This window comes from Streptomyces sp. NPDC101165 (genome assembly GCF_044768135.1).
Lineage (GTDB): Bacteria > Actinomycetota > Actinomycetes > Streptomycetales > Streptomycetaceae > Streptomyces.
The window spans coordinates 296,649-320,638 of record NZ_JBIWPG010000005.1; the positions used below are offsets into that span (position 1 = coordinate 296,649).

19 protein-coding genes and 2 tRNA genes are annotated in these 23,990 nt (G+C 71.0%); 17 read left to right on the forward strand and 4 right to left on the reverse strand.

Translation table 11 applies throughout. The features are described from left to right. Positions 1-48 precede the first annotated feature (48 nt). The 9 genes from ACIRVH_RS12885 to ACIRVH_RS12925 all read left to right on the forward strand — a co-directional run bounded on the left by ACIRVH_RS12885 (position 49) and on the right by ACIRVH_RS12925 (position 10,141). A tRNA-Val gene (locus ACIRVH_RS12885) sits at positions 49-120 on the forward strand. A gap of 908 nt (positions 121-1,028) precedes the next feature. Beyond that, positions 1,029-2,315 (forward strand): ABC transporter substrate-binding protein, encoded by a 1,287-nt coding sequence (locus ACIRVH_RS12890; RefSeq protein ID WP_403951604.1) that lies wholly within the window; start codon positions 1,029-1,031, stop codon positions 2,313-2,315. 11 nt (positions 2,316-2,326) lie between these two features. Then, positions 2,327-3,286: a carbohydrate ABC transporter permease gene (locus ACIRVH_RS12895; RefSeq protein ID WP_403951607.1), complete on the forward strand. Its 960-nt coding sequence runs from the start codon at positions 2,327-2,329 to the stop codon at positions 3,284-3,286. Beyond that, a complete protein-coding gene (locus tag ACIRVH_RS12900; protein WP_403951609.1) occupies positions 3,283-4,158 on the forward strand; it encodes a carbohydrate ABC transporter permease in 876 nt (291 codons plus the stop codon). The genes ACIRVH_RS12895 and ACIRVH_RS12900 overlap by 4 nt, the downstream gene beginning before the upstream one ends. 10 nt (positions 4,159-4,168) lie before the next feature. Then, on the forward strand, positions 4,169-4,759 hold the full coding sequence (locus ACIRVH_RS12905) for a hypothetical protein (protein ID WP_403951611.1): 591 nt from the start codon (positions 4,169-4,171) through the stop codon (positions 4,757-4,759). 102 nt (positions 4,760-4,861) lie between these two features. Continuing rightward, on the forward strand, positions 4,862-7,600 hold the full coding sequence (locus ACIRVH_RS12910; protein WP_403951614.1) for a Tat pathway signal sequence domain protein: 2,739 nt from the start codon (positions 4,862-4,864) through the stop codon (positions 7,598-7,600). A gap of 124 nt (positions 7,601-7,724) precedes the next feature. Further along, the gene (locus ACIRVH_RS12915; RefSeq protein WP_403951617.1) at positions 7,725-8,171 is read left to right on the forward strand and encodes an SRPBCC family protein; all 447 of its coding nucleotides are present in this window, start codon (positions 7,725-7,727) and stop codon (positions 8,169-8,171) included. Between the two features lie 39 nt (positions 8,172-8,210). Beyond that, positions 8,211-8,282, forward strand: a tRNA-Val gene (locus ACIRVH_RS12920). Positions 8,283-8,377: 95 nt separating this feature from the next. Further along, positions 8,378-10,141, forward strand: a complete 1,764-nt coding sequence (locus ACIRVH_RS12925; RefSeq protein WP_403951619.1) for a DUF2207 domain-containing protein — start codon at positions 8,378-8,380, stop codon at positions 10,139-10,141. A 21-nt stretch (positions 10,142-10,162) separates the two neighbouring features. Here the strand turns inward: ACIRVH_RS12925 and ACIRVH_RS12930 are convergent, their stop codons facing one another. Continuing rightward, positions 10,163-10,888, reverse strand: coding sequence for a 3'-5' exonuclease (locus ACIRVH_RS12930; protein ID WP_403951622.1), 726 nt, complete (start codon positions 10,886-10,888; stop codon positions 10,163-10,165). A gap of 168 nt (positions 10,889-11,056) precedes the next feature. Between ACIRVH_RS12930 and ACIRVH_RS12935 the strand changes: the two genes are divergently transcribed. The 3 genes from ACIRVH_RS12935 to thrS all read left to right on the forward strand — a co-directional run bounded on the left by ACIRVH_RS12935 (position 11,057) and on the right by thrS (position 14,928). Continuing rightward, complete coding sequence (locus ACIRVH_RS12935; RefSeq protein WP_403951624.1) at positions 11,057-11,623, forward strand: DUF4365 domain-containing protein; 567 nt, start codon at positions 11,057-11,059, stop codon at positions 11,621-11,623. Beyond that, positions 11,620-12,852: a hypothetical protein gene (locus ACIRVH_RS12940; RefSeq protein ID WP_403951626.1), complete on the forward strand. Its 1,233-nt coding sequence runs from the start codon at positions 11,620-11,622 to the stop codon at positions 12,850-12,852. Before ACIRVH_RS12935 ends, ACIRVH_RS12940 begins: the two co-directional genes overlap by 4 nt. A gap of 99 nt (positions 12,853-12,951) precedes the next feature. Further along, entirely contained in the window at positions 12,952-14,928 is a 1,977-nt protein-coding gene (gene thrS / locus ACIRVH_RS12945) for a threonine--tRNA ligase (protein WP_403951628.1), read from the forward strand. A 28-nt stretch (positions 14,929-14,956) separates the two neighbouring features. Here thrS and ACIRVH_RS12950 read toward each other — a convergent pair whose 3' ends face one another. After that, positions 14,957-15,616 carry a potassium channel family protein gene (locus tag ACIRVH_RS12950; RefSeq protein ID WP_403951631.1) on the reverse strand — a complete coding sequence of 220 codons (660 nt, stop codon included), beginning with the start codon at positions 15,614-15,616 and terminating at the stop codon, positions 14,957-14,959. 67 nt (positions 15,617-15,683) lie between these two features. Between ACIRVH_RS12950 and ACIRVH_RS12955 the strand changes: the two genes are divergently transcribed. Then, entirely contained in the window at positions 15,684-16,241 is a 558-nt protein-coding gene (locus ACIRVH_RS12955; protein WP_403951632.1) for an HIT family protein, read from the forward strand. Between the two features lie 30 nt (positions 16,242-16,271). Here the strand turns inward: ACIRVH_RS12955 and ACIRVH_RS12960 are convergent, their stop codons facing one another. Next, positions 16,272-17,918 carry a hypothetical protein gene (locus tag ACIRVH_RS12960; protein WP_403951635.1) on the reverse strand — a complete coding sequence of 549 codons (1,647 nt, stop codon included), beginning with the start codon at positions 17,916-17,918 and terminating at the stop codon, positions 16,272-16,274. A 212-nt stretch (positions 17,919-18,130) separates the two neighbouring features. Then, positions 18,131-20,329: an elongation factor G-like protein EF-G2 gene (locus tag ACIRVH_RS12965; protein ID WP_403951637.1), complete on the reverse strand. Its 2,199-nt coding sequence runs from the start codon at positions 20,327-20,329 to the stop codon at positions 18,131-18,133. Between the two features lie 286 nt (positions 20,330-20,615). On the opposite strand from ACIRVH_RS12965, the gene pgsA reads away from it, so the two are divergent. The 4 genes from pgsA to ACIRVH_RS12985 are packed head-to-tail and all read left to right on the forward strand — an operon-like array spanning position 20,616 to position 23,943. Then, the gene (pgsA, locus tag ACIRVH_RS12970; RefSeq protein WP_403951639.1) at positions 20,616-21,290 is read left to right on the forward strand and encodes a phosphatidylinositol phosphate synthase; all 675 of its coding nucleotides are present in this window, start codon (positions 20,616-20,618) and stop codon (positions 21,288-21,290) included. Continuing rightward, entirely contained in the window at positions 21,287-22,195 is a 909-nt protein-coding gene (locus tag ACIRVH_RS12975; RefSeq protein ID WP_403951642.1) for a phosphatidylinositol mannoside acyltransferase, read from the forward strand. Before pgsA ends, ACIRVH_RS12975 begins: the two co-directional genes overlap by 4 nt. Next, positions 22,192-23,352 (forward strand): glycosyltransferase family 4 protein, encoded by a 1,161-nt coding sequence (locus ACIRVH_RS12980; RefSeq protein ID WP_403951644.1) that lies wholly within the window; start codon positions 22,192-22,194, stop codon positions 23,350-23,352. The genes ACIRVH_RS12975 and ACIRVH_RS12980 overlap by 4 nt, the downstream gene beginning before the upstream one ends. Positions 23,353-23,400: 48 nt before the next feature. After that, a complete protein-coding gene (locus tag ACIRVH_RS12985) occupies positions 23,401-23,943 on the forward strand; it encodes a hypothetical protein (protein WP_389183050.1) in 543 nt (180 codons plus the stop codon). The last annotated feature ends 47 nt before the right edge of the window (positions 23,944-23,990 follow it).

Sequence of the window (23,990 nt, forward strand, 5' to 3'; positions counted from 1 at the left end):
GCGTGGTCGGAGGCACCCCTGACATGGGGTAATGTTCTCCCTGCGCCCGGGCGATTAGCTCAGTGGGAGAGCGCTTCGTTCACACCGAAGAGGTCACTGGTTCGAACCCAGTATCGCCCACCCGGAACCGACGGCCCACCTGCGAACAGCAGGTGGGCCGTCGTCGTGTGTGTGCTCCCCGAACATCATCTTGGGCGTTACGCCGTCCGGTGGATCATCGTTCCGACTTCGCTCTGTAACCGGGCCGGTCCGTAGGGTCGGATCCCGGACGATTCCGAACCTCTGAGGCGGGTTGCGGGGCGAGCTGCCGAGCCGGCTGGGCGCCCTCCTCGGTCACGCGGCCGAGAACGCCGAGGCCGCCGGGGGATCCGGGTGGCCGCCCACCCCGGACGAGGAGGCCCTGCTTGCGTCCGGCCCGGCGTTCTGCCAAGCCGTGGCCCTGCCCCGTTCCTGCCCGACGGCGACCCCGAGGTGTCCACCGCCGCGTTCGTGGTGGGGCTCGGCACCGGTGGCGAGAGGTCGCCGGGCGCAACATGCGCGCACGCGACGGCCTCGTGGCCTGGCGGAACGACATCGAGGGCCTCCAGACCCTCGAAGGCCGCCGAATGCGGGCTCGGCTCAGCTCGATCGGTACCGAACCTCCGTTCCGGGCCCGCCGTCGCCGCCCCTGGCCCGGCCGACGCTAGCGACGCCACCCACACGTTTCCGGCCACCTGCCGGGGGCCCCGCCGCCCCGCACGCCCTGGGCGGCTGTGGCCACTTCGTCCAGGGGGAGCGCTCCGCGCGGGCCGTGCCGTCTGACCGGCCGCCCCGCTTCCCTGCCCCCTGGCGGAGCCCCCTGACCTGCGCAATCACCCAGCACTTGCGCCCCCGCGCCCCGGCCGGACGCCCCGGACTCCGCCCCCGCCCCGAAGAAAATCCTGTCCGAATCATTGACGCACCTCCGGCCCCTCCGTAACTTGTGCCAGCAAGCGCTTACTTGAAACGATTCATGACGGCGGCGACGACGCTGCGGGAGGGGCCCGACTGTGGGAACCAGCAGGAATCTTGAGAGGCGTACGATCCTGAAGGCGGCCGGCGCCTCGGCTGCCGTGCTCGGGCTCGCCACGACGACCGGGTGCGGCGGCGAAAGCGGTTCCGGGAACGGGACGGTGACGATCCGTTACTCGTGGTGGGGTGCCGAGGAGCGGGCCAAGAAGATCAACCGGACGATCGCGCTCTTCGAGAAGAAGTACCCGAAGATCAAGGTCAAGACCGACTTTCAGACGTATCAGTCGTTCTGGGAGAAGTTCCAGACGCAGGCGGCCGGCGGAAATCCCCCGGACGTTTTCCAGAACGCCGTCACATTTCTTCGGAAGTACGACAAGCGCGGAATTCTGCTGGACCTCAAGTCACAGGTGCAGGCGGGCAATCTGAGCCTGGATCACTTCCGCGCGGGCGTCACGAAGGTCGGCGAGGTCGACGGCAAGCAGCTCGGCGTTCCCGTCGGCTCCAACACCATGGCGCTCGTCATCGACAAGAAGGTCTTCCGGAAGGCGGGTGTCGAGCCGCAGCCGGGCTGGACCTGGGACGAGTACTTCAAGGCCCTGAAGACCATCCACGACAGGACGAAGGTCGCCGGGGACACCGGCTACTTCGCCATCATGTACCTCTACGACCTCTACCTCCGCCAGAACGGGAAGGCCTTCTTCACCGAGGACGGACTCGGTTTCGACAAGTCCGACCTGACCGAGTGGTGGACGGACGGCTACAACCGCGTCAGGGCCGGCATCGTCACCGACCCGAAGGTCGTCCAGCAGGACATGCCCAAGTCCTCCCTCTCCGCCGGCCACGGCGCCTCGGAGTTCACCTGGGACAACTTCACCGTCCGCTACTCCGCGGAAGGCGACAGCTCCTACGGCCTCGCTCCGATTCCCACCACCGACGGCAAGGACACCGGCCAGTACCTCGCCTCCCTGATGCTGAGCGCCTCCGCCCGCACCTCCCACCCCAAGGAGGTCGCCCAGTTCATCGACTTCATGGTCCACGACCCCGAGGTCGGCAAGATCATGGGCTACGACCGGGGCATCCTCGCGAGCACCGAGCAGTACGAGGCGTTCAGGCCGACCGACGCGGTGAACAAGGAGATCGCGCAGTACGAGGAGGACACCGCCAAGTCCGGCGTCCTCGGCACGATCACCCCGCACCCCTCCGGCGCCGACACCATCGAGGCCGCCTTCCTGCGCCTCGGCGGCGACCTCGGACAGGGCAAGACCAAGGTCGGGGACGCGGTGAAGCAGTTCTTCACCGAGTCCGAGGCCGCCTTCCAGGCCTGATGGGACGTGCCGTGACGCTCGTCAAGGACTCCGCGTCCGCCACCCGCAGGGCCCGCCCGGCCGCCCGCGCCGCCGCGCGGCGGCCGGGCCGCCGCCGGGAGAACCTGGCCGGCTATCTCTTCATGTCCCCGTGGATCGCCGGCTTCCTGCTGCTGACGGCGGGCCCGATGGTGGCCTCGCTGTACTTCGCGTTCACCGACTACAACCTCTTCAACACCCCGAAGTGGGTCGGGTTCGACAACTTCACCAAGATGTTCGACGACCCGCGCTGGCAGAAGTCGGTGGAGGTGACGGCCAAGTACGTCGTCATCGGCACCCCGCTGAAGCTGCTGCTCGCCCTCGGCGTCGCCCTGCTCCTCGCACAGAGCCGCCGCGGCCAGTCCTTCTACCGGGCCGCCTTCTACGCGCCCTCGCTCATCGGTGCGAGCGTCTCGGTCGGCTTCGTCTGGCGCTCGCTCTTCTCCGACGGCGCCGTCGTGGACCGCACCCAGACCTTCCTCGGCTTCCACGTCGGCGGCTGGGTCGGCAACGCGGACTGGGTGCTGTACTGCCTGGTCGCGCTGACCGTCTGGCAGTTCGGGGCGCCCATGGTCATCTTCCTGGCCGGGCTCAAGCAGGTGCCCAGGGAGCTGTACGAGGCCGCCGAGATGGACGGCGCGGGACCGTTCCGGAAGTTCTGGAACATCACCCTGCCGATGATCTCCCCGGTGCTGTTCTTCAACGTGCTTCTGGAGACCATCCACTCCTTCCAGATCTTCGGCTCGGCCTACGTCGTCTCCAACACCTACTGCGGTCCGGCCGACGCCACGCTCGTCTACATCTGCTACCTGTACCAGCAGGGCTTCAAGAACGCCCAGATGGGCTTCGCCGCCGCGATGGCCTGGATGCTGCTGCTCGCCGTCGCTCTGGTGACGGCCGTCCTCTTCTGGTCCCAGAAGAAGTGGGTGCACTACGAGGAGGGCGCCCGATGAGTGCGGTCACCACCAAGGTCACGGACACGGCCGGCCGCTGGCGCGCCGGTTCCCTCGTCTGGCACCTCGGCGCCCTGCTGATCCTCGCGGTCATCCTCTACCCGGTGGTCTGGGTGATCGGCGCCTCCTTCAAGCCCAGCAAGGACATCATCAACAGCCTCACGCTGTTCCCGTCCCACCCGATCCTGGCCAACTTCAAGGGCCTCGCCGACGGCATAGCGGACATCGAGATCTGGACCTTCTTCCGGAACTCCCTCTTCTACGCCCTCGGTGCCGTCGTCGGCGTGCTCGTCTCCTGCTCGCTCACCGCCTACGCCTTCGCCCGCATCCGGTTCGCCGGCCGCAACCTGCTCTTCTCGCTGATGATCGGCACGCTGCTGCTGCCGTACCACGTGCTGCTGATCCCGCAGTACGTGATGTTCCAGAAGCTGGGCTGGATCAACACCTACGCCCCGCTGCTGATCGGCAAGTACCTCGCGACCGAGGCCTTCTTCGTCTTCCTGATGGTGCAGTTCATGCGCAACCTGCCCCGCGAGCTGGACGAGGCCGCCCGGCTCGACGGCTGCGGCCATCTGCGCATCTACTGGTCGATCGTGCTGCCGCTGTGCCGGCCCGCGCTGATCACCAGCGCGATCTTCACCTTCATCAACGCCTGGAACGACTTCATGGGCCCGCTGATCTACCTCAACGAGCCCGGCAAGTACACCGTCTCCCTCGGCCTGATGATGTTCCGCGACTCCGACGGCGTGGCCGCCAACTACGGCGGCATGATCGCCATGTCCCTGGTCGCGCTGCTGCCGGTGCTGCTGTTCTTCCTCGCCTTCCAGCGGTACCTGATCGACGGCATGGCGACCTCCGGACTGAAGGGCTGAGGCAGCCACCATGGCGGAAGCACGTGTGAAGCCGCGCAGGGAGTCCGTGGTCGCGGAGAGGTTCGGGGTCTTCGCCGAGTGTCTGCTCACCGGTGTCTGGATCGCGGTGGCCTCCCTCGGAGTCGTCACCCACCCGGCCGCCTTCGCCGCCGGCGCCCGGCATCTGCGCCGTCGTACGGCGCATGAGGGCGGCGGCCTGCGGGAGTTCGTCGCGGACTTCCGGAGCGCGCTGCGCGGCGGCTGGGCCGTCGGGGCCGTCGGGTGGGCCGCGGTGGCGCTGGGCCGGGTGGACGTCCAGGCCGTGCGCGCGGGGCTGCCCGGCGGGCCGCTTGCCGGTGCCGTGGGTCTGTTCGCGCTGCTCGGCCTCGCCGTGGCAGGGCTGCGCGCGGCGGCCGTGTGGACCCCGGGGAGCCGCTGGCGCGCCCTGCTCGCCGACGCGGGCCGCCGTACGGTCCTCGACCCCGCCGGGTCCTTCCTGCTGGTCGGCGGAGCGGTCCTGACCTGCTGTTCCGCTCTGCTCATCGCACCGCTGGCGGTCCCTGTGCTCGGGGCCGTCGCGGCGGCGGCCGTCGCCGTGGAGGAGCGGTACCGGCACCGCTGAGCCCGCGGTGCTCTCGATCAAGGTCGGTGCCCCATGGGCGCCGCGCCCATCTCTGTCATGCCCCTGAGCAGCTCGCCACATGCCCGCACGGAAGGAAAGACGATGTCTCCCATTCCCCGCAGGTCCCTCCTGAAGGCGGCCGCCGTCGCCGGAGCCGCCGCCCAGTTCAGCTGGGCACTGGGGGCGAGCGACGCGCAGGCCGCGCCGGCGGCCGCGGCCGACGGCGCCGACCCGGTGCCCCTGGACTGGCTGGAGGACGGCGGCCTCGGCGCCGCGCCCGGCTCCACCGTCGGCGTGCCCTGGCCGATGGGCGCCTACCAGGAGGACCAGACCTTCGCGCTCACGGACGCCGACGGCACGGACGTCCCCGTACAGACCTGGCCCCTCGCCCACTGGCCCGACGGCTCCCTCAAGTGGACGGCGCACGCGGTAAGTTCGGGCTCCGGCAAGCTCACCCTCACGGCCGGCACCCCCAAAGCACCCGACCGGAAGGTCACCGTCGACAGGAGCGGCGGCACCATCGACGTCTCCACCGGCGTCATCACCGCGAAGATCGGCAAGAACGGCTCGACGCTCATCAAGTCGGTCACCCGCGGCTCGACCGAGATCGCCAGGAACGGGCGGCTCGTGCTCGTCCGGCAGCCCGAGGCCGAGGACGAGGACCAGGGCACGGTCAGGACGGAGCGCTTCGACGGCGCGATCGACGAGGTCACCGTCGAACAGGACGGCCCGGTCCGCGCCGTGGTCCGGATCGACGGCAAGCACCGCAAGGGCGACCGCAGTTGGCTTCCCTTCTCGCTCCGGCTGTACTTCTACGCCGGTTCCGATTCCTTCCGCATGGTGCACACCATCACCTACGACGGCACGCTGGAGCCCGGCAAGGCGAGCGGCGACTTCATCCGCGGGCTCGGCGTACGGTTTGCCGTGCCGATGCGGGACGCGGCCTACGACCGGCACGTCCGCATCGGCGGCGAGGGCACCGGCCTGCTGCGGGAGGCCGTCCAGGGCATCACCGGGCTGCGCCGCGACCCGGGCGCCGCCGTGCAGGCCGCCCAGTACGCGGGCCGGAAACTGCCCGACCCCGCCACCTGGGACCAGCGCGTCACCACCCGCCTGCAGTACATCCCGCACTGGGGCGACCACACCCTCTCCCAGCTCTCCGCCGACGGCTTCACCCTGCGCAAGCGCACCAGGAAGGGCTACGGCTGGATCACCGCCGGCGGAGGCGGGCGGGCCTCCGGTTTCGGCTACGTCGGCGGCGCGAGCGGCGGACTCTCCTTCGGCCTCAGGGACTTCTGGGAGAAGTTCCCCGCCCAGCTCGACATCCGCGACGCCCACACCGACGAGGCCACCGTCACCCTCTGGCTCTGGTCGCCCGAGGCGCAGCCCATGGACCTGCGCTTCTACCACGACGGGATGGGCCAGGACACCTACGCCGAGCAGCTCGAGGGCCTCAACATCACCTACGAGGACTACGAGCCGGAGTTCGGCACCCCCTACGGCATCGCCCGCACCTCCGAACTCCTCTTCTGGGCCAACGAGTCGACGCCCGCCGCCGAGACCCTCGCCGACCAGGTGACGGCCGTACGGACCCTGCCGCAGCTCGCCGCCCCGCCCAGGCAGCTCATCAAGGCCAAGGTCTTCGGCCCCGGCCTCTACTCCGAGCCGGACCGCTCCACCGCCGCCAGGGCGAAGATCGAGGACCACCTCGACTTCCTCTTCACCTACTACAAGGACCAGGTGGAGATGCGCCGTTGGTACGGCTTCTGGGACTACGGCGACATCATGCACACCTACGACTCGGCCCGGCACGTGTGGCGGTACGACATCGGCGGCTACGCCTGGGACAACTCCGAGCTCTCGCCCGACCTGTGGCTCTGGTACGCGTACCTCAGAAGCGGCCGCTCCGACATCTTCCGCTTCGCCGAGGCGATGACCCGGCACACCGGCGAGGTCGACGTCTACCACCTCGGCAAGTGGGCCGGCCTCGGCACCCGGCACGGCGTCCAGCACTTCGCCGACAGCGCCAAGCAGCAGCGCATCGCCAACACCACCTACCGGCGCTTCTACTACTTCCTCACCGCCGACGAACGCGTCGGCGACCTCATGCGCGCCAACGTCGACTCCGACGAGACGTTCCTCGTCCTCGACCCGCAGCGCAAGGTCCGCACCGACCCGTACACCCCCGACCCGCACGCCCTGTCGATCGGCTTCGGCACCGACTGGAGCGGACTGGTGTCGGCGTGGCTGACGGAGTGGGAGCGCAAGGGCCCCCGGTGGGAGAAGGCCAGGGCGCGGGTCCTGTCCACCATGGAGACCATCGCCGCCCAGCCCAACGGCTTCGTCCAGGGCAGCGGCCTGTACGACATCGACACCGGCAGGTTCGCCGTCGCCGACAAGCCGGTGGTGGCGGTCTCCCACCTCTCCGCCGTCTTCGGCCTGAACGAGCTGTGCGCCGAGCTGATCCACCTGGTCGACCTGCCGAAGTTCAAGGAGGCCTACCTCGACTACTGCCGTTACTTCAACGCCACCAAGGCCGAACAGGCGGCCCGCTACGGCAGCAACTTCGGCACCCTGCTGCTCTTCCAGGGCCACTCGCGCCTGGACGCCTACGCCGCCGTACAGACCGGTGACCCGACGCTCGCCACGCGCGCCTGGACCAAGTTCTACAGCTCCGACGGCTACACCGAGTCCTCGCCCTGGAAGACCGAGAAGCTGACCGGACCGGCCACCCTGGTCGCAGGGAGCGAGGCGAGCTGGGTGTCGACCAACGACACCGCGCTGTACGGCCTCGCGGCCATCGAGAACCTGGCCCTGCTCGGCGACAAGATGCCCGGCTGAGGACAATTGGGGGAGCGCCGTCGCACGGGCGGCGGCGCTCGTCCCCCGAGTGTGGTTCGCGGCACTGCGCGTTGCATGAGTACGCGTACTCAGATCAACGCGTCCACCAGGGCAGACTCCGGTCATGGACTGGTCCCGCTACCGCTTTCTCAGCCTGTGGTCCCTGCCCGCCCCGCCGGCCGCCGTGTTCGCGGTGCTGGAGCGGCCCGAGGACTATCCCGACTGGTGGCCGCAGGTGAGGGCGGTGACCCGGCTCGACGACAGCACCGGCGTCATCACCATCCGCTCTCTGCTGCCGTACGCCATGACCTTCACCGCCCGCCAGACACGCCGCGACCCGGCCGCCGGTGTCCTGGAGATCGCCGTGTCGGGAGACATCGAGGGCTGGGCCCGCTGGACGGTCACGGCCGACGGCGCGGGCACGCTGGCTCGCTACGACCAGGTCGTCGACGTCACCAAGCCCCTGCTCAGACGGCTGGCCGTGCCGGGACGACCCGTCTTCCGCCTCAACCACCGGCTGATGATGGCGGCCGGGCGGCGCGGACTGCTGCGTCACCTGGAAGCGGTTTGAAGTAACACCACAGGGACCTGTATTGTTCAGTGCGTTCCCGGGCGATTAGCTCAGTGGGAGAGCGCTTCGTTCACACCGAAGAGGCCACTGGTTCGAACCCAGTATCGCCCACCGGGAAAGAGCCGGTCCGCACAGCGGACCGGCTCTTTTGACGTCAGGGGGGCGTCGTGGGTTCGGAACAGGGCAAGAAAGGACCGAGAGTTGGCGTGCACCTGCGCCGGCGCCGGATCCGCAGTCTGATCGGCATCTTCTTCCTCACGCTGCTGCTCGGCGCTCTCGTGGCGCTGGCCCGGGTCGGCGGCAACAGCGAACGGGTCACCACGATGTGGGTCGGCGCGCGGCTCTCCGCCGACGGAAGCGCCCGCATCACCGAGGTCGTCGACTACGACTTCGGATACCCCGACGCCGAACGGCACGGCATCTACCGCGACCTGCCCGACCTGCCCTACGACGAGGACGAGGCCGACGTCGCCGTCACCCTGGACGGCCACCGCGTCCCCTGGGAACTCACCGTCGGCGACTACTACCTCGAACCGAACGGCCACCGGGAGATCGCCACCCGCATCAAGGTGGGCGACCCCGACCGGGCCGTCACCGGCGTGCACCGGTACCGCATCCAGTACACCCTCCGGGACGTCGTGAAGAAGGGCCGGCTCGCCTGGGACGCGGTGGGCACCGGCTGGACCGTCGACCGCTCCCGCGTCGAGATCCACGCCGTCGCCCCCTACGCCCTCACCGGTCTGCGCTGTGTACAGGGCACCGACGGCTCCCGGAAGAAGTGCACCGCCGAGCAGACCGGGCCCGGCCGCCTCACCGTGAGGATCGACCGGCTCAAGGGGAAGCAGGGGCTCACCCTCTACGCCACCCGCGACGGTGCCGTCGGCCGGGCTGCCCTGCCCGCGCCGCCCGGCGGCGAGGCCGTCGGAACCACGGTGACCCATCCGCTGCGGATCGCCCTCTACTCCGTCGCCCTCGCCTTCGTCGTGGCCCTGGCGACGATCGGAGTGCTGCGGCTCGCCGGCCGCGACCGGCCCGCACCGGCAGGGACCGACGGGACCCCGGGAGCGCCCGCCCCGAGCCCCCTGCCCCCGCAGGACCTGAGCCCGGCCCAGGGCGGGATCCTGGCCGCCGAGCAGGTCGAACCCGCGCACCAGGCCGCCTGGCTGCTCGGCCTCGTCGCCGACGGCCACCTCACGCTCGGGGGCGCCGAGCACGCTCCGACCCTGCGGCGCCCCAACCGTGGTGCGGGGGCGGACGACCCGGTCACCAGGGAGGTCCTGCGCTACATGTTCGCGGGCCGCGCAGAGATCACCCTGGGCCAGTACGACTCGTCGTTCGAGACGGGCTGGCACGCGCTGGCCCGGCACCTGAAGAAATGGCAGGCCGACTCCGGTCTGTGGGACCCGGCCGCCGTACGCCTCGCCCGCCTCGCCCGGCCCGTGGGCATCGCCGCCACCGTGCTCGGTCTGCTCACCGGCGCGGTGGGCGCCGCACTGGGCGCCGGCCGCCACGCGGCCGGAGGGCCCCTGCTCGTCGCCGGCGTGATCGTCTTCGGTGTCGGCCTCGCGCTGTGGCGGCGCGGCCGGGAACTGCACCGGCGCACCCCCGAGGGCAGTGCCCAGCTGCTGCGGGTCGAGGCGTTCCGACGCTGTCTCGCCGACCCGTCGGCGTTCCCCGAAACGGAACCGCTCGACGACGACCAGGTGCGGCTCTGCACGGCGTGGGCCGTCGCGCTCGGCCTGGGTGACACCTGGCGGCACGCCGTCGAGTCGTCCGCCGTGCCCACCCGACGGCACGCCTCGCCGGCCGTGCGGTTCGGGCCCGCGCTGGCCCTCGGCATCGTCGTCACCGCTGCGATGTCGTCCAGGGCGCCCTCCTCCAGCGGCTCCGGAAGTTCCGGTGGCAGCGGCGGCGGATCCTCCGGCGGCGTCGGCGGGGGAGCGGGCGGCGGTGGCGGAGGCTCCTGGTGAACTCCCGCCCCCGCCAAGCTGCTACGCCGCCGCCGGCAGCTCCGGCCTGAGCGGCCAGTCCGTGCTCACCGTCTCCTCCGAGCCGCTGCGCGCGAACCAGGCCTGAAGACCGCGGGCCTGCGCCGCGTGCCAGGTGGCCTGGAGCGTGTGCAGTTCGGCAGGGCTCAGCCGCTCCAGCCGGGTCGCGAACCGGCGGCCCACGGCGCGTACGACGTCCAGCGCTGCCATTGCGTCCGCCGCCGCGTCGTGCGCGCCCTCCAGCGTCACGCCGTAGTGCGCGCACAGGTCGGTCAGCGTGCGCCGGCCCTTGCGGTAGCGGTCCAGGTGCTTGTCCAGGACCCGGGGATCCATCACCTGCAGCGGGCTCGCCTCGAACCAGCGGTCCAGCGACGAGGCGCGGTGCCGGCGCAACTCCCGGTCCAGCAGCGTGAGATCGAACGGCGCGTTCATCACCACCAGCGGGCGGCCCATCGCCGCGTGCTCGGCCAGCTGCTCGGCTATCTCGAACATCACCGGCGCCGGCCAGCGGCCGTTGTGCTGCAGGTGTTCGTCCGTCAGACCGTGCACCGCCGTCGCCGCCTCCGGCACCGGCACACCCGGGTTCACCAGCCAGCGCGTGATCCGGGGCCGGGTGCCCGGCGCGTCCTGGACGACGACGGCGGCCGACACGATTCGGTCGGTCTCCACGTCGACGCCCGTCGTCTCCGTGTCGAAGGCGGCCAGCGCCCCCTCGTACCAGCACGTCATCCCAACCCAACTCCTCGTTCACCCACGGCAGATGAAGTTCCGTCTTCTGCCCGTTTGGTGATACCCGGGCCGTTTGCGCCGTACGCCGCGAGGACACAACAGGAGTGCGGGTCTTTGCAGTTCAGCAGCCCGCAGCGGGGAAACTCTTGGCTTGGAAGGCTGTTGGTCATGGCCATAGCGCAGCCCGAGCGGGGCGGGCTGCTGCCCGAACGCTCGGGCACCGTCCGCGGCACGCTCGCCACCACCGCCTGCATGGAGACACTGCAGGTGGGATATCTGCACGCGGTCTCCGCCGCGGCGGGCTGCTCGCTGTCCCAGCCCTTTCCGGACAACGGCATCGACTGGCACGTCAGCCACAGCGCACCCGGACACACCGTCGACGACGAGGTCACCATCAAGGTGCAGCTCAAGTGCACCTACCAGGTCCCGCCGAACCCGCCGGGCCGCTCCTTCTCCTTCACCCTCGACAACGACCACCTGCGCAAACTCGCCCGCACGCCCGTCTCGGTGCACAAGATCCTGGTCGTCATGCTGGTCCCGCGCTCCCAGGACGACTGGCTGCGCGCCAGCCACGACCGGCTCGACCTCAGGCACTGCTGCTACTGGGTCAACCTCGCCGGCCACCCGGTCACCGGCCGGCACCGGACCACCGTGCGGATACCGACCACGCGCATCTTCGACGACCGTGCGCTGTGCGAGATCATGACGCGGGTCGGGACGGGAGGCAGGCCATGAGGATCCGCCCGTACGACGAGCCGGCCCGGCAGGTCCGGCCGCACCCCGACGACCTGGCCTGGAACCGGCCGCCCGACCCCGCCGAGGTCGACCCCGCCGTGCTCGGCGCCCTGCTGCGCCGGCACGGCTGGCAGCGGCGCGGGGGAGCGGCCGGGCGCTACGGCCGCTGGACCCCGCCCGGGCCGGGCGGCGGCGGCACCAGCCTGCTGGTGCCCGAGAACCGGGCCTTCCCCGACAGCGACGACCTGCTCGGCGAGGCCCTCGACGCCCTCGCCCGCAGCGACACCCCCACCGCGCGCGAGGTGCTGATCTCCCTCGCCGTGCCCAGCGACGAGATCCGCTGGTGGCGGGACACCCCGAGCGGGCCCGTCGGCGCCTCCCCCTGGTCGGTCGACGAGCGTCTGCGCACCGCGGCCCGCCAGATGCTCCTCGCGGCCGCGCTCGCCACGCGCGCGCGTGCCGGCTACTACGGCGCCCGGCACCGCCGGTCCGCCGCCGGCCTCCTGGAGAACGTCCTCGTCGGCCCCACCGCCGAGGGCCACCGGCTGACCGCCTTCGTGCCCGTGCCCACCGGCCGCTCGCTCGCCGTCCGCCTCCACCAGGCCCTGTACGCGGCCCGCGAGGCCATCGACTACCAGCGGGCCACCGGCGGCATGGACGCCTTCGACGGCGCGGTCGAGGCCGGCGTCAGCCGCGAGCTGACCGAGGCGCTCACCACGCTCGTCCGCGGCACCGAGGGCGCCCGCATCGCCATCGCCTGGGCCCCCGGGGCCGGCGTGCCCGAGGGCTGTGCCGCCTCCGCCGAACCCGTCGAGTTCTCACCCGGCGACCTGCCCGTGCTGCACGCGGCCGGCGCCCGCTACGTGCAGGGGGAACCCTCCGTGCCGGTCCGGATCACCGGCGCGGTGGTCCGCCTGCGCCGCTCCGGGCCGCGCGGCGCGGGCACCGTACGGCTGCGGGTGCTCGCGGGCGCCGAGGTCCCGCACGTCCGCGTCACCCTGGACGAGGAGGACTACCGCATCGCCGGCCACGCCCACCTCGTCGGCCTCCCGGTGCGGGTGCACGGCCGACTCGAGCGCCGGGGCGGTTTCCGCAGGCTCACCGGCGCCTCCGGGGTCGTCCCCGTGCAGGTGGACGACGCGGAGCGGGACCGGCTGATGAAGTCCTTGCAGGAGAACCTCGACTTCTTCGAGGAGGCGTGCGGGGAGGCGTACGGAGGCGAGGACTGAGGGTGACCGTTTAGCGGTCGGTGGTGTCGGGTCGGTACGATCCCTTGTGCGCGCGCTCCTGGTATGGCGCCGCACCCCACCTTCAGTCAGGAGAGACCGGTGTCAGACGTCCGTGTGATCATCCAACGCGATTCCGAGCGGGAAGAACGCGTGGTGACGACGGGCACTACGGCCGCCGACCTCTTCGCGGGCGAGCGGTCGATCATCGCCGCGCGCGTGGCCGGCGAGCTGAAGGACCTCGCGTACGAGCTGTCCGACGGTGACGAGGTCGAGGGCGTCGAGATCTCCTCCGAGGACGGTCTGAACATCCTGCGCCACTCCACCGCGCACGTCATGGCGCAGGCTGTGCAGGAGCTGTTCCCCGAGGCCAAGCTGGGCATCGGCCCGCCGGTCAAGGACGGCTTCTACTACGACTTCGACGTCGAGAAGCCGTTCACGCCCGAGGATCTCAAGGCCGTCGAGAAGAAGATGCAGGAGATCCAGAAGCGCGGCCAGCGCTTCGCCCGCCGCGTCGTCACCGACGAGGCCGCCCGCGAGGAGCTGGCGGACGAGCCGTACAAGCTGGAGCTGATCGGCCTCAAGGGCTCGGCGTCGCACGACGACGGCGCGGACGTCGAGGTCGGCGCCGGCGAGCTGACGATCTACGACAACCTGGACGCCAAGACCGGCGACCTGTGCTGGAAGGACCTCTGCCGCGGTCCCCACCTGCCGTCGACCCGCCTGATCCCGGCGTTCAAGCTGATGCGCAACGCGGCCGCCTACTGGCGCGGCAGCGAGAAGAACCCGATGCTCCAGCGCATCTACGGCACCGCCTGGCCGTCCAAGGACGAGCTGAAGGCGTACCTCGACTTCCTCGCCGAGGCGGAGAAGCGCGACCACCGCAAGCTGGGCAACGAGCTCGACCTGTTCTCCATCCCCGAGCAGATCGGCTCCGGCCTCGCCGTCTTCCACCCCAAGGGCGGCATCGTCCGCCGTGTGATGGAGGACTACTCGCGCCGCCGTCACGAGGAGGAGGGCTACGAGTTCGTCTACACCCCGCACGCGACGAAGGGGAAGCTCTTCGAGACGTCCGGCCACCTGGACTGGTACGCCGAGGGCATGTACCCGCCCATGCAGCTCGACGAGGGCGTGGACTACTACCTCAAGCCCATGAACTGCCCGATGCACAACCTGATCTTCGACGCGCGCGGCCGCTCGTACCGTGAACTGCCGCTGCGCCTCTTCGAGTTCGGGACCGTGTACCGGTACGAGAAGTCGGGCGTCGTGCACGGTCTGACCCGTGCCCGCGGCTTCACCCAGGACGACGCGCACATCTACTGCACCCGTGAGCAGATGTCCGAGGAGCTGGACAAGACGCTCACCTTCGTCCTCGGCCTGCTGCGCGACTACGGCCTGACCGACTTCTACCTGGAGCTGTCCACCAAGGACCCGGAGAAGTTCGTCGGCTCCGACGAGGTCTGGGAGGAGGCGACCGAGACGCTGCGCCAGGTCGCCGAGAAGCAGGGCCTGCCCCTGGTCCCGGACCCGGGTGGCGCCGCCTTCTACGGCCCGAAGATCTCCGTCCAGACCAAGGACGCGATCGGCCGCACCTGGCAGATGTCGACCATCCAGCTCGACTTCAACCTGCCCGAGCGCTTCGACCTGGAGTACACCGGCCCGGACGGCTCCAAGCAGCGCCCGGTGATGATCCACCGCGCCCTCTTCGGCTCGATCGAGCGCTTCTTCGCGGTGCTCCTGGAGCACTACGCGGGCGCCTTCCCGGCGTGGCTCGCCCCGGTCCAGGCGATCGGCATCCCGATCGGCGACGGACACGTCGAGTACCTGGAGAAGTTCGCCGCGGCGGCCCGGAAGAAGGGCCTGCGCGTCGAGGTGGACTCCTCCTCGGACCGCATGCAGAAGAAGATCCGCAACGCCCAGAAGCAGAAGGTGCCCTTCATGGTCATCGCGGGCGATGAGGACATGTCGAACGGCTCGGTGTCCTTCCGCTACCGCGACGGGTCGCAGGAGAACGGCATCCCGTTCGACGAGGCCATCGCCAAGATCGCGCAGGTCGTGGAGGAGCGGACCCAGGTCTGATCCGTTCCGTTCGCAGGGCCCCCGGGGATCACTTCCGCGGGGGCCTTTCGTCTCCCTCGCGGGTGAAGGTCTGCAACAGCCAGGACGAGAACGAACCCGTCACGGCGCCGAGCAGGCCCACTCCGCAGGCCATCATCCCGATCGCGATCGTCCGGCCGGCCCTGGTCACGGGGGTGATGTCGCCGTAGCCGACCGTGCTGAGGGTCTCGGCCGCCCACCACACGGCGTCCCCGAACGTCTTCATGGTGGCGCCGGGCGCCCCGCGTTCCTGCTGGTAGGTCGCGAGGGCACCGGAGAAGCCGAGGAGCAGGGTGGACAGGCCCGCGTAGGAGATCACGCGGGCGTACAGGGAGAGCCGGGGCTCGCCCTGCCGACGCTGGACGACGTCGTAGAGCGGAACGATCCGCAGCGGGCGCAGCAGCGGCAGCACGACCACCACCGTGAGCAGGAAGTGCCCGGAGACGAAGCGCAGGAAGCGCTGCCCACTGAGCCGCCAACGCACCGCGTAGTCCACGGCGAAGGCCACCCAGATCGCCACCAGCACGACCGCGCACAGGCGGAGCCAGAACCGCGCCACGTCGGTCGCGAGAACGCGGGTCGCGTAGGCCGCCAGGAAGACCAGTGAGGCCGCGAACAGGGGAATCTCGCTGCGCTGCTCCCAGCGGGCCAAGGGGCTTTCGACGTCCACCGGCCAAGCTTGGCCGGTGGGTGCCCTCCTGCCGCCCCGGCGACACGCCGCGAACGGGCGAAGCCATATGCTGCCTTGCATGACGAGTGAGCCGGAGCAGCAGATCGGAGTGGGGACGCAGGACGCGTTCCAGCGCCTGTGGACACCCCACCGGATGGCCTACATCCAGGGCGAGAACAAGCCGAGCGGCCCGGGGGCCGGCGACGGCTGCCCCTTCTGCTCCATCCCGGCCAAGTCCGACGAGGACGGCCTGATCGTCCGCCGCGGCGAGCACGTGTACGCCGTCCTCAACCTCTACCCGTACAACGGCGGCCACCTGATGACCGTGCCCTACCGGCACGTGGCCGACTACACCGACCTGACCGGGCCGGAGACCGCCGAGCTGGCCGAGCTGACCAAGCAGGCGATGACGGCCCTGCGCACCGCCTCCGGCGCGCACGGCTTCAACATCGGCATGAACCAGGGCACGGTGGCCGGCGCCGGCATCGCGGCCCATCTGCACCAGCACATCGTCCCGCGCTGGGGCGGCGACACGAACTTCATGCCGGTGGTCGGCCACACGAAGGTGCTGCCGCAGCTGCTGGCGGACACACGGAAGATGCTGGCGGAGGCCTGGCCGGCGTAGGTCCCCGGGTGCCCTTGGCAGGGGGCACCCCTACGCGTCGTACATGTCGGCCTTCCTGGGCGACGCATCCTGCACCAGGCCACTGAGCACGGACGAGCGGTTGCCGAACTTCGCCGTGTCCACACCGTTCTCCGCCAGGACCCGGAGCGCGGCCGAGTGCACCACCCGCAGCACCGGCGTGGCCGCGCGCAGCGCGTCGTCGGCCATGAAGCGGTGCCGCCAAGGCTGGTCGGCCCAGGCGTGCCGGAGACCGAAGGGCTCGGGCAGCGCGAGAGAACCGCCGAGCCAGTTGAGGAGCGGCGGGTACCAGGTCAGCGGGGCGCGCGCGGCGAGCCGCACCACCTCGTCGGTGCGGATCAGCGGCAGCTTGACCGTGCGGGTCTCCCAGGGCTTGAGGGACTTGGTGACCTCCTTGGTCGGCGCCTCCGGCTTCGCGTGGAACAGCGGGTTCACCGGCCCCAGCGCGTGTCCGGTCACCTCGATGCGCAGCGTCTCGTGCAGCACGGTCACCGTGATCAGCATGGTCAGGACCAGCTGGCCGTCCCACAGGGTCCACTGCACGCCCAGATAGTGCCGGTCACCGCTGCCGAACTGCTGCTTGTTGCAGATGTCCTGTATGGCGTGCGGCTTGACCTGGAACGCCTCGACGTCCGTGCCCTCCGGCCGGGACACCGCCTTCGCGTTCTCCCCGATCGGCGTGACGATCCAGTGCCGTATCGAGGGCCGCGGGAAGCCGCCGGTGTTCAGCGGGCCGCGCTCCAGCATCCGCAGCTGGTCGTGGATCGCGCGGACGACGTCCCAGCTGCGGAAGGGGTGGATCTCCCGGGTGGGGTCGGCGGGCACCAGGTCCTCGGCGAGCTGCCAGGCGCCCCAGCGGGTACCCATGCCGAGTATGCCCTTGGGACCGGCGTAGAAGACCGAGTTGGACTGCTGCTCGGCGCTGAGCCGGGCCAGCGACTGGCGCAGCTGCTCGGCCGCGGTCTCGCCGGGGCTGCGCGGCACGGCCTCGGGGACCTTGGCGCCGACGCTGCTGCCCGAGAGCAGACCGTCCCAGCGCGCCCGCAGGTCCTTCGCGGTGCGCTCGCAGATCTGCTTGGCCCAGAACCAGCCCAGCACCGGGGCGACGACGCAGCCGCGCGCGTACCAGCCCCAGAACCCGGTGAACGGCATCTTCAGCAGGAAGAGCGCGGCGATCACGCCGACCCCGGCGAGCAGGGCGGTGGCCAGCGCGCCGGCCCGCTTGTCGTCGCGCTTGGCGACGTACGTGCGCAGCTGGAAGACGAGCAGCCAGCCGATGAGGCCCGGCAGGAAGATCAGGCCGCACACCACCATGACCAGGGACAGCCGGTTGTCCCGCTCCCGGCGGATGTTGTTGGCCGCCAGGCAGTGCTCCACGACGACCTGGGGCTCGGCGCCGAAGGACTGGATGAGCGGCTTGCGCCCGGGCGCGAGCATGCGGTCGACGACGGCCCGCGAGAAGGCCTCGCCGAGGTTGGGCTTGAGCAGGGCGATCCGGCCGGCCTTGACCGTCGACTGGTGCCACTCGTTGTCGGTCTTCTTGATGTCCTCGACCACGTTGTCCCGGTAGGCCGCCGAGGCCAGCGCGAAGGTCGCCGCCTGTCCCTCGTCGCCGGACACGGGCACCTGCGGCCCGTCCCACTCCGTGCCAACCGACATTCCCGCCCCCATCGCCGCCGGTGTCGCTTCTGCGGCCTTCCCGACTTCCCTGCCCCGCACACCTGTTGCACAACCCGTCGTGCCGATACCAAGCCACTACCGCACGAGTTCGGCACGCCGTGATCAGGTGATCAGCGTATCCGCAGCCACTGACGCCGCGTCGGCGGACGGCCGAAGCCGCCCGCCGGCGCATGACGTCCACCGGTGGTGAACTACGAGGATTCTCCAGCCTGTTCGCGGATCCGCTCGGCGATCTGCGGCGGCATCGGCTCGTGCCGGGCGTACGCCCGGTCGAAGCGCGCCGTCCCGTGCGACAGGGAGCGCAGGTCGATCGCATAGCGGCCGATCTCGAACTCGGGCACCTCGGCGCGGACCAGGGTCCGTCCGGAGCCCACCTGCTCGGTGCCGAGCACCCGGCCGCGCCGGCTCGACAGGTCGCTCATCACCGCGCCCACGTAGTCGTCGGCGACCAGCACGGTCACCTCGGCCACCGGCTCCAGCAGATGGATCCGGGTCTGGCCCGCGGCCTCGCGCAGGGCCAGCGCGCCCGCCGTCTGGAAGGCGGCGTCCGAGGAGTCCACCGAGTGCGCCTTGCCGTCCAGCAGTGTGATCCGCACGTCCACCAGGGGATACCCGGCGACCACGCCCTTCGCGGCCTGCGCCCGTACGCCCTTCTCCACGGACGGGATGAACTGGCGCGGTACGGCGCCGCCCACCACCTTGTCCACGAACTCGATGCCCGAGCCGCCCGGCAGCGGCTCCACCTCGATCTCACAGATGGCGTACTGCCCGTGCCCGCCGGACTGCTTGACGTGCCGGCCGCGCCCCGCGGCCTTCGTGGCGAACGTCTCCCGGAGGGAGACCCGGTGCGGTACGACGTCGACCTGGACGCCGTACCGGCTCCGCAGCCGCTCCAGGGCGACGTCCGAGTGGGCCTCGCCCAGGCACCACAGGACCACCTGGTGGGTGTCCTGGTTCTGCTCGAGGCGCATCGTCGGATCCTCGGCGACCAGCCGGCTCAGCCCCTGCGAGAGCTTGTCCTCGTCCGCCTTGCTGTGCGCCTGGATGGCGAGCGGCAGCAGCGGGTCGGGCATCTGCCAGGGCTCCATCAGGAGCGGGTCGTCCTTGGCCGAGAGCGTGTCCCCGGTCTCGGCGCGGCCGAGCTTGGCCACGCACACCAGGTCGCCCGCGACGGCGTGCGTCACCGGGCGCTGCTGCTTGCCGAAGGGCGTGGACAGCGCGCCGATCCGCTCGTCCACGTCGTGGTCCTCGTGCCCGCGGTCGGCCAGGCCGTGCCCGGAGACGTGCACCGTCTCGTCGGGGCGCAGGGTGCCGGAGAAGACGCGGACCAGTGAGATCCGGCCGACGTACGGGTCGGAGGCGGTCTTCACGACCTCGGCGACCAGCGGGCCGCTCGTGTCGCAGGCCGTCAGCTCGCGCGTCTTGCCGTCGATGGTGGTGACCCCGGGCATGGGGTGCTCGAACGGGGTCGGGAACCCGCCGGTGATCAGCTCCAGCAGCTCGACCGTGCCCAGGCCCTGCCGGGCGCCGTCGGCGGCGGGGGCGGCCGCCAGGACCGGGAAGAAGGTGCCGCGCGCGACGGCCCGCTCCAGGTCGTCGATCAGCGTCCTGACGTCGATCTGCTCGCCGCCCAGGTAGCGGTCCATGAGGGTCTCGTCCTCGCTCTCGGCGATGATCCCCTCGATGAGCCGGTTGCGGGCCACCTCGATGTCCGGCAGCTGGTCCTCGCCGGGCTCGGACTCCTTCCGCTCCCCGGACGCGTAGTCGAAGAGCTTCTGCGACAGCAGCCCGATCAGCCCGGTCACGGGCGCGTGCCCGTCGGGGCCCTCCGGCCCGCGCAGCGGCAGGTACAGCGGCAGCACGGCGTCGGGGTCGTCGGCGCCGAAGGCCTCCGCGCACACCCGGGTCATCTCCTCGAAGTCCGCCCGGGCGGCCTCCAGGTGCGTGATCACGATCGCGCGGGGCATGCCGACGGCCTGGCACTCCTCCCACACCATGCGGGTCGAGCCGTCCACGCCGTCCGAGGCCGAGACGACGAAGAGGGCCGCGTCCGCCGCTCGCAGACCGGCCCTCAGCTCGCCGACGAAGTCGGCGTACCCAGGTGTGTCGAGGACATTGATCTTGAACCCGTCCCATTCGACCGGGGCCAGGGACAGCTGCACCGAGCGTTGCTGCCGGTGCTCGATCTCGTCGTAGTCGGAGACGGTGCCGCCGTCCTCCACGCGGCCCGCCCGGTTCACGGCCCCCGCGGTCAGCGCGAGGGCCTCCACCAGAGTTGTTTTGCCCGAACCGGAGTGGCCGACCAGCACCACATTCCGTACGGACGCGGGGTGGTCGGCCGCCACTGCCCTGCCGGCGGCCCCGGGGTGTGTTTGCGCCTTGTCGCCCATGATCCTGCCTCCCGTGGACGGTGAGGTCACTGTGGGCGCGGACACGCGGCACCGCGTGCACTGGCGGCTCCTGCGACGCCCGCGGTCCTTCGAGCTTTCCACTCCCGTCATGCTGCGTCCATACGACGGACGCCGATCGCGCCACGCGCCCCCCCCCCGCGCGGGCGGGTGTGCACCGGTTCGCGGCACGTCTGCGGGTGCCCGCCCGTCACCCACGCGCGCGCGTGACTACGATGGGCCAGCCGGTGGCCACCAGGGCCGCGGCGCCACGACCGTCGGGAAGGCCATGCTGAACAAGTACGCGCGTGCATTCTTCACGCGTGTCCTCACACCGTTCGCCGCGTTTCTCATCCGGCGGGGCGTCACTCCCGACGCGGTCACGCTCATCGGCACGGCCGGTGTGGTCGCGGGCGCGCTGGTCTTCTTCCCCAGGGGCGAGTTCTTCTGGGGCACGATCGTGATCACCCTGTTCGTCTTCTCCGACCTGGTCGACGGCAACATGGCCCGCCAGCTGGGCCGCTCCAGCCGCTGGGGTGCCTTCCTGGACTCCACGCTCGACCGGGTGGCCGACGGCGCGATCTTCGGCGGATTCGCCCTGTGGTACGCGGGCAACGGCGACAACAACGCCCTGTGCGCCGTCTCGATCTTCTGCCTGGCCAGCGGCCAGGTCGTGTCGTACACCAAGGCGCGCGGCGAGTCGATCGGACTGCCGGTCGCCGTCAACGGCCTCGTCGAGCGCGCCGAGCGACTGGTGATCTCGCTGGTGGCGGCCGGTCTGGCCGGCCTCCACACGTTCGGCGTCCCGGGCATCCAGATCCTCCTGCCGATCGCCCTGTGGATCGTCGCCGTGGGCAGCCTCGTCACGCTCGTCCAGCGGGTCGTCACCGTCCGCCGCGAGTCCGCCGAGGTGGAGGCCGAGGCGCAGCAGAACGCGTCCCAGGGGAGGGAGGCGGCGAAGTGAGCACCGCCGACCGGCTCACCGACGCGCTGTACGGCCTCGGCTGGAGCACCGTCAAGAAGCTTCCGGAACCCGCCGCGGTCCGCCTCGGCCGGTCCGTCGCCGACCTCGCCTGGAAGCAGCGTGGCAAGGGCGTCCTGCGGCTGGAGGCGAACTACGCGCGCGTGGTGCCCGACGCCGGCCCCGAGCGCCTCGCCGAAATCTCCCGCGCGGGCATGCGCTCGTACCTGCGCTACTGGATGGAGTCCTTCCGGCTGCCCGCCTGGAGCGCCGAGCGCGTGAAGACGGGCTTCGACTGCACGGACGCGCACCTCCTGACCGAGGGGATCGCCTCCCCCCGGGGCCTGATCCTCGCGCTGCCGCACATGGCCAACTGGGACCTGGCCGGCGCCTGGGTCACCACCAAGCTGGAGACGCCGTTCACCACGGTCGCCGAGCGGCTGAAGCCCGAGACGCTCTACGACCGCTTCGTCGCCTACCGCGAGGGCCTCGGCATGGAGGTCCTGCCGCACAGCGGCGGCACCGCCTTCGGCACCCTGGCCCGGCGGCTGCGCGACGGCGGCCTGGTCTGCCTGGTCGCCGACCGTGACCTGTCCGCCTCCGGTGTCGAGGTCGACTTCTTCGGCGAGCGGACCCGGATGCCCGCGGGCCCGGCCCTGCTCGCCCAGCAGACCGGCGCGCTGCTGATGCCCGTCACGCTCTGGTACGACGACTCGCCCGTGATGAAGGGCCAGGTGCATCCCCCGATCGAGGTACCGGAGACAGGCGACCGGGCCGAGAAGACGTCCGTCATGACACAGGCACTGGCCGACGTCTTCGCCAAGGGGATCGCCGACCACCCGGAGGACTGGCACATGCTCCAGCGCCTGTGGCTCGCCGACCTCGACCCCGCGAAGGGACCCTCGTGAGAATCGGGATCGTCTGCCCGTACTCCTGGGACGTGCCCGGTGGCGTCCAGTTCCACATCCGCGACCTCGCCGAGTACTTCATCCGCCTCGGCCACGAGGTCTCCGTCCTCGCCCCGGCCGACGACGACACCCCGCTGCCGCCGTACGTCGTCTCGGCCGGCCGCGCGGTCCCGGTGCCGTACAACGGCTCGGTGGCCCGCCTGAACTTCGGCTTCCTGTCGGCCGCTCGGGTGCGGCGCTGGCTGCACGACGGAGCGTTCGACGTGGTCCACATCCACGAGCCGACCTCCCCGTCGCTCGGCCTGCTGACCTGCTGGGCGGCCCAGGGCCCCATCGTGGCCACCTTCCACACCTCCAACCCCCGCTCGCGCGCGATGATCGCCGCGTACGCGATCCTGCAGGCCGCGCTGGAGAAGATCAGCGCGCGCATCGCGGTCAGCGAGTACGCCCGCCGCACCCTCGTCGAGCACCTGGGCGGCGACGCGGTGGTCATCCCCAACGGCGTGGACGTCGACTTCTTCGCCAAGGCCGAGCCGAACCCCGAATGGCAGGGGGACACGCTCGGCTTCATCGGCCGGATCGACGAGCCCCGCAAGGGCCTGCCGGTCCTGATGAAGGCCCTCCCGAAGATCCTCGCCGCCCGCCCGCAGACGCGTCTGCTGGTCGCGGGGCGCGGGGACGAGGAGGCGGCCGTCGAGGACCTGCCCGAGGAGGTGCGCTCCCGGGTCGAGTTCCTCGGCATGATCAGCGACGAGGACAAGGCGCGCTTCCTGCGCAGCGTCGACCTGTACGTCGCGCCCAACACCGGCGGCGAGAGCTTCGGCATCATCCTCGTCGAGGCCATGTCGGCGGGCGCCCCCGTCCTCGCCTCCGACCTGGACGCCTTCGTCCAGGTCCTCGACCAGGGTCAGGCCGGCGAGGTCTTCGCCAACGAGGACGCGGACGCCCTGGCCGAGGCCGCCGTACGCCTGCTGGCGGACCCGGACCGCCGGGCCGAGCTGTGCGAGCGGGGCAGCGCCCACGTCCGCCGCTTCGACTGGTCCACCGTCGGCGCGGACATCCTGTCGGTGTACGAGACGGTCACCACCGGTACGTCGGCGGTGGCCACCGACGAGCGCACGGGATTCAGGGCACGGTTCGGGCTGGCGCGGGACTGAGGCGAGGGTCTGCTCCGGCCGGCCTCCCGGGCCGACTAACCTTCGCCCGTGACCGCAACCCTCATCTGGATCCTCGTCGCGCTCGTCGCCATCGGCCTGTATCTGAGCTGGACGGCCGGCCGGCTGGACCGGCTGCACGTGCGCATGGACGCCGCGCGGGCCGCGCTGGACGCGCAGCTGCTGCGGCGGGCCTCCGTGACGCAGGAACTGGCGACCTCGGGCGTGCTGGACCCGGCCGCCTCGATCGTGCTCTACGAGGCCGCGCACGCCGCCCGGCAGGCCGAGGAGGAGCAGCGGGAGGTGGCGGAGAGCGAGCTGAGCCAGGCGCTGCGCGCGGTGTTCGAGGATCCGCAGCAGGTCGAGGCCGTACGGGAGGCCCCGGGCGGCGAGTCGGCGGCCTGTGAGCTGGCCGAAGCGGTACGCCGGGTCCCCATGGCCCGCCGCTTCCACAACGACGCCGTGGGAGCCGCCCGCAGGCTCCGGGAGCACCGCAAGGTGCGCTGGTTCCGACTGGCCGGCCACGCCCCCTTCCCGCTGGCCTTCGAGATGGACGACGAGCCTCCCGCGGCTCTGGTGGAGCGGGCCTCCTGAACCTTTGGTGGACCAAAAGGATCCACCAGGTTGTCATTGGCCCTTGC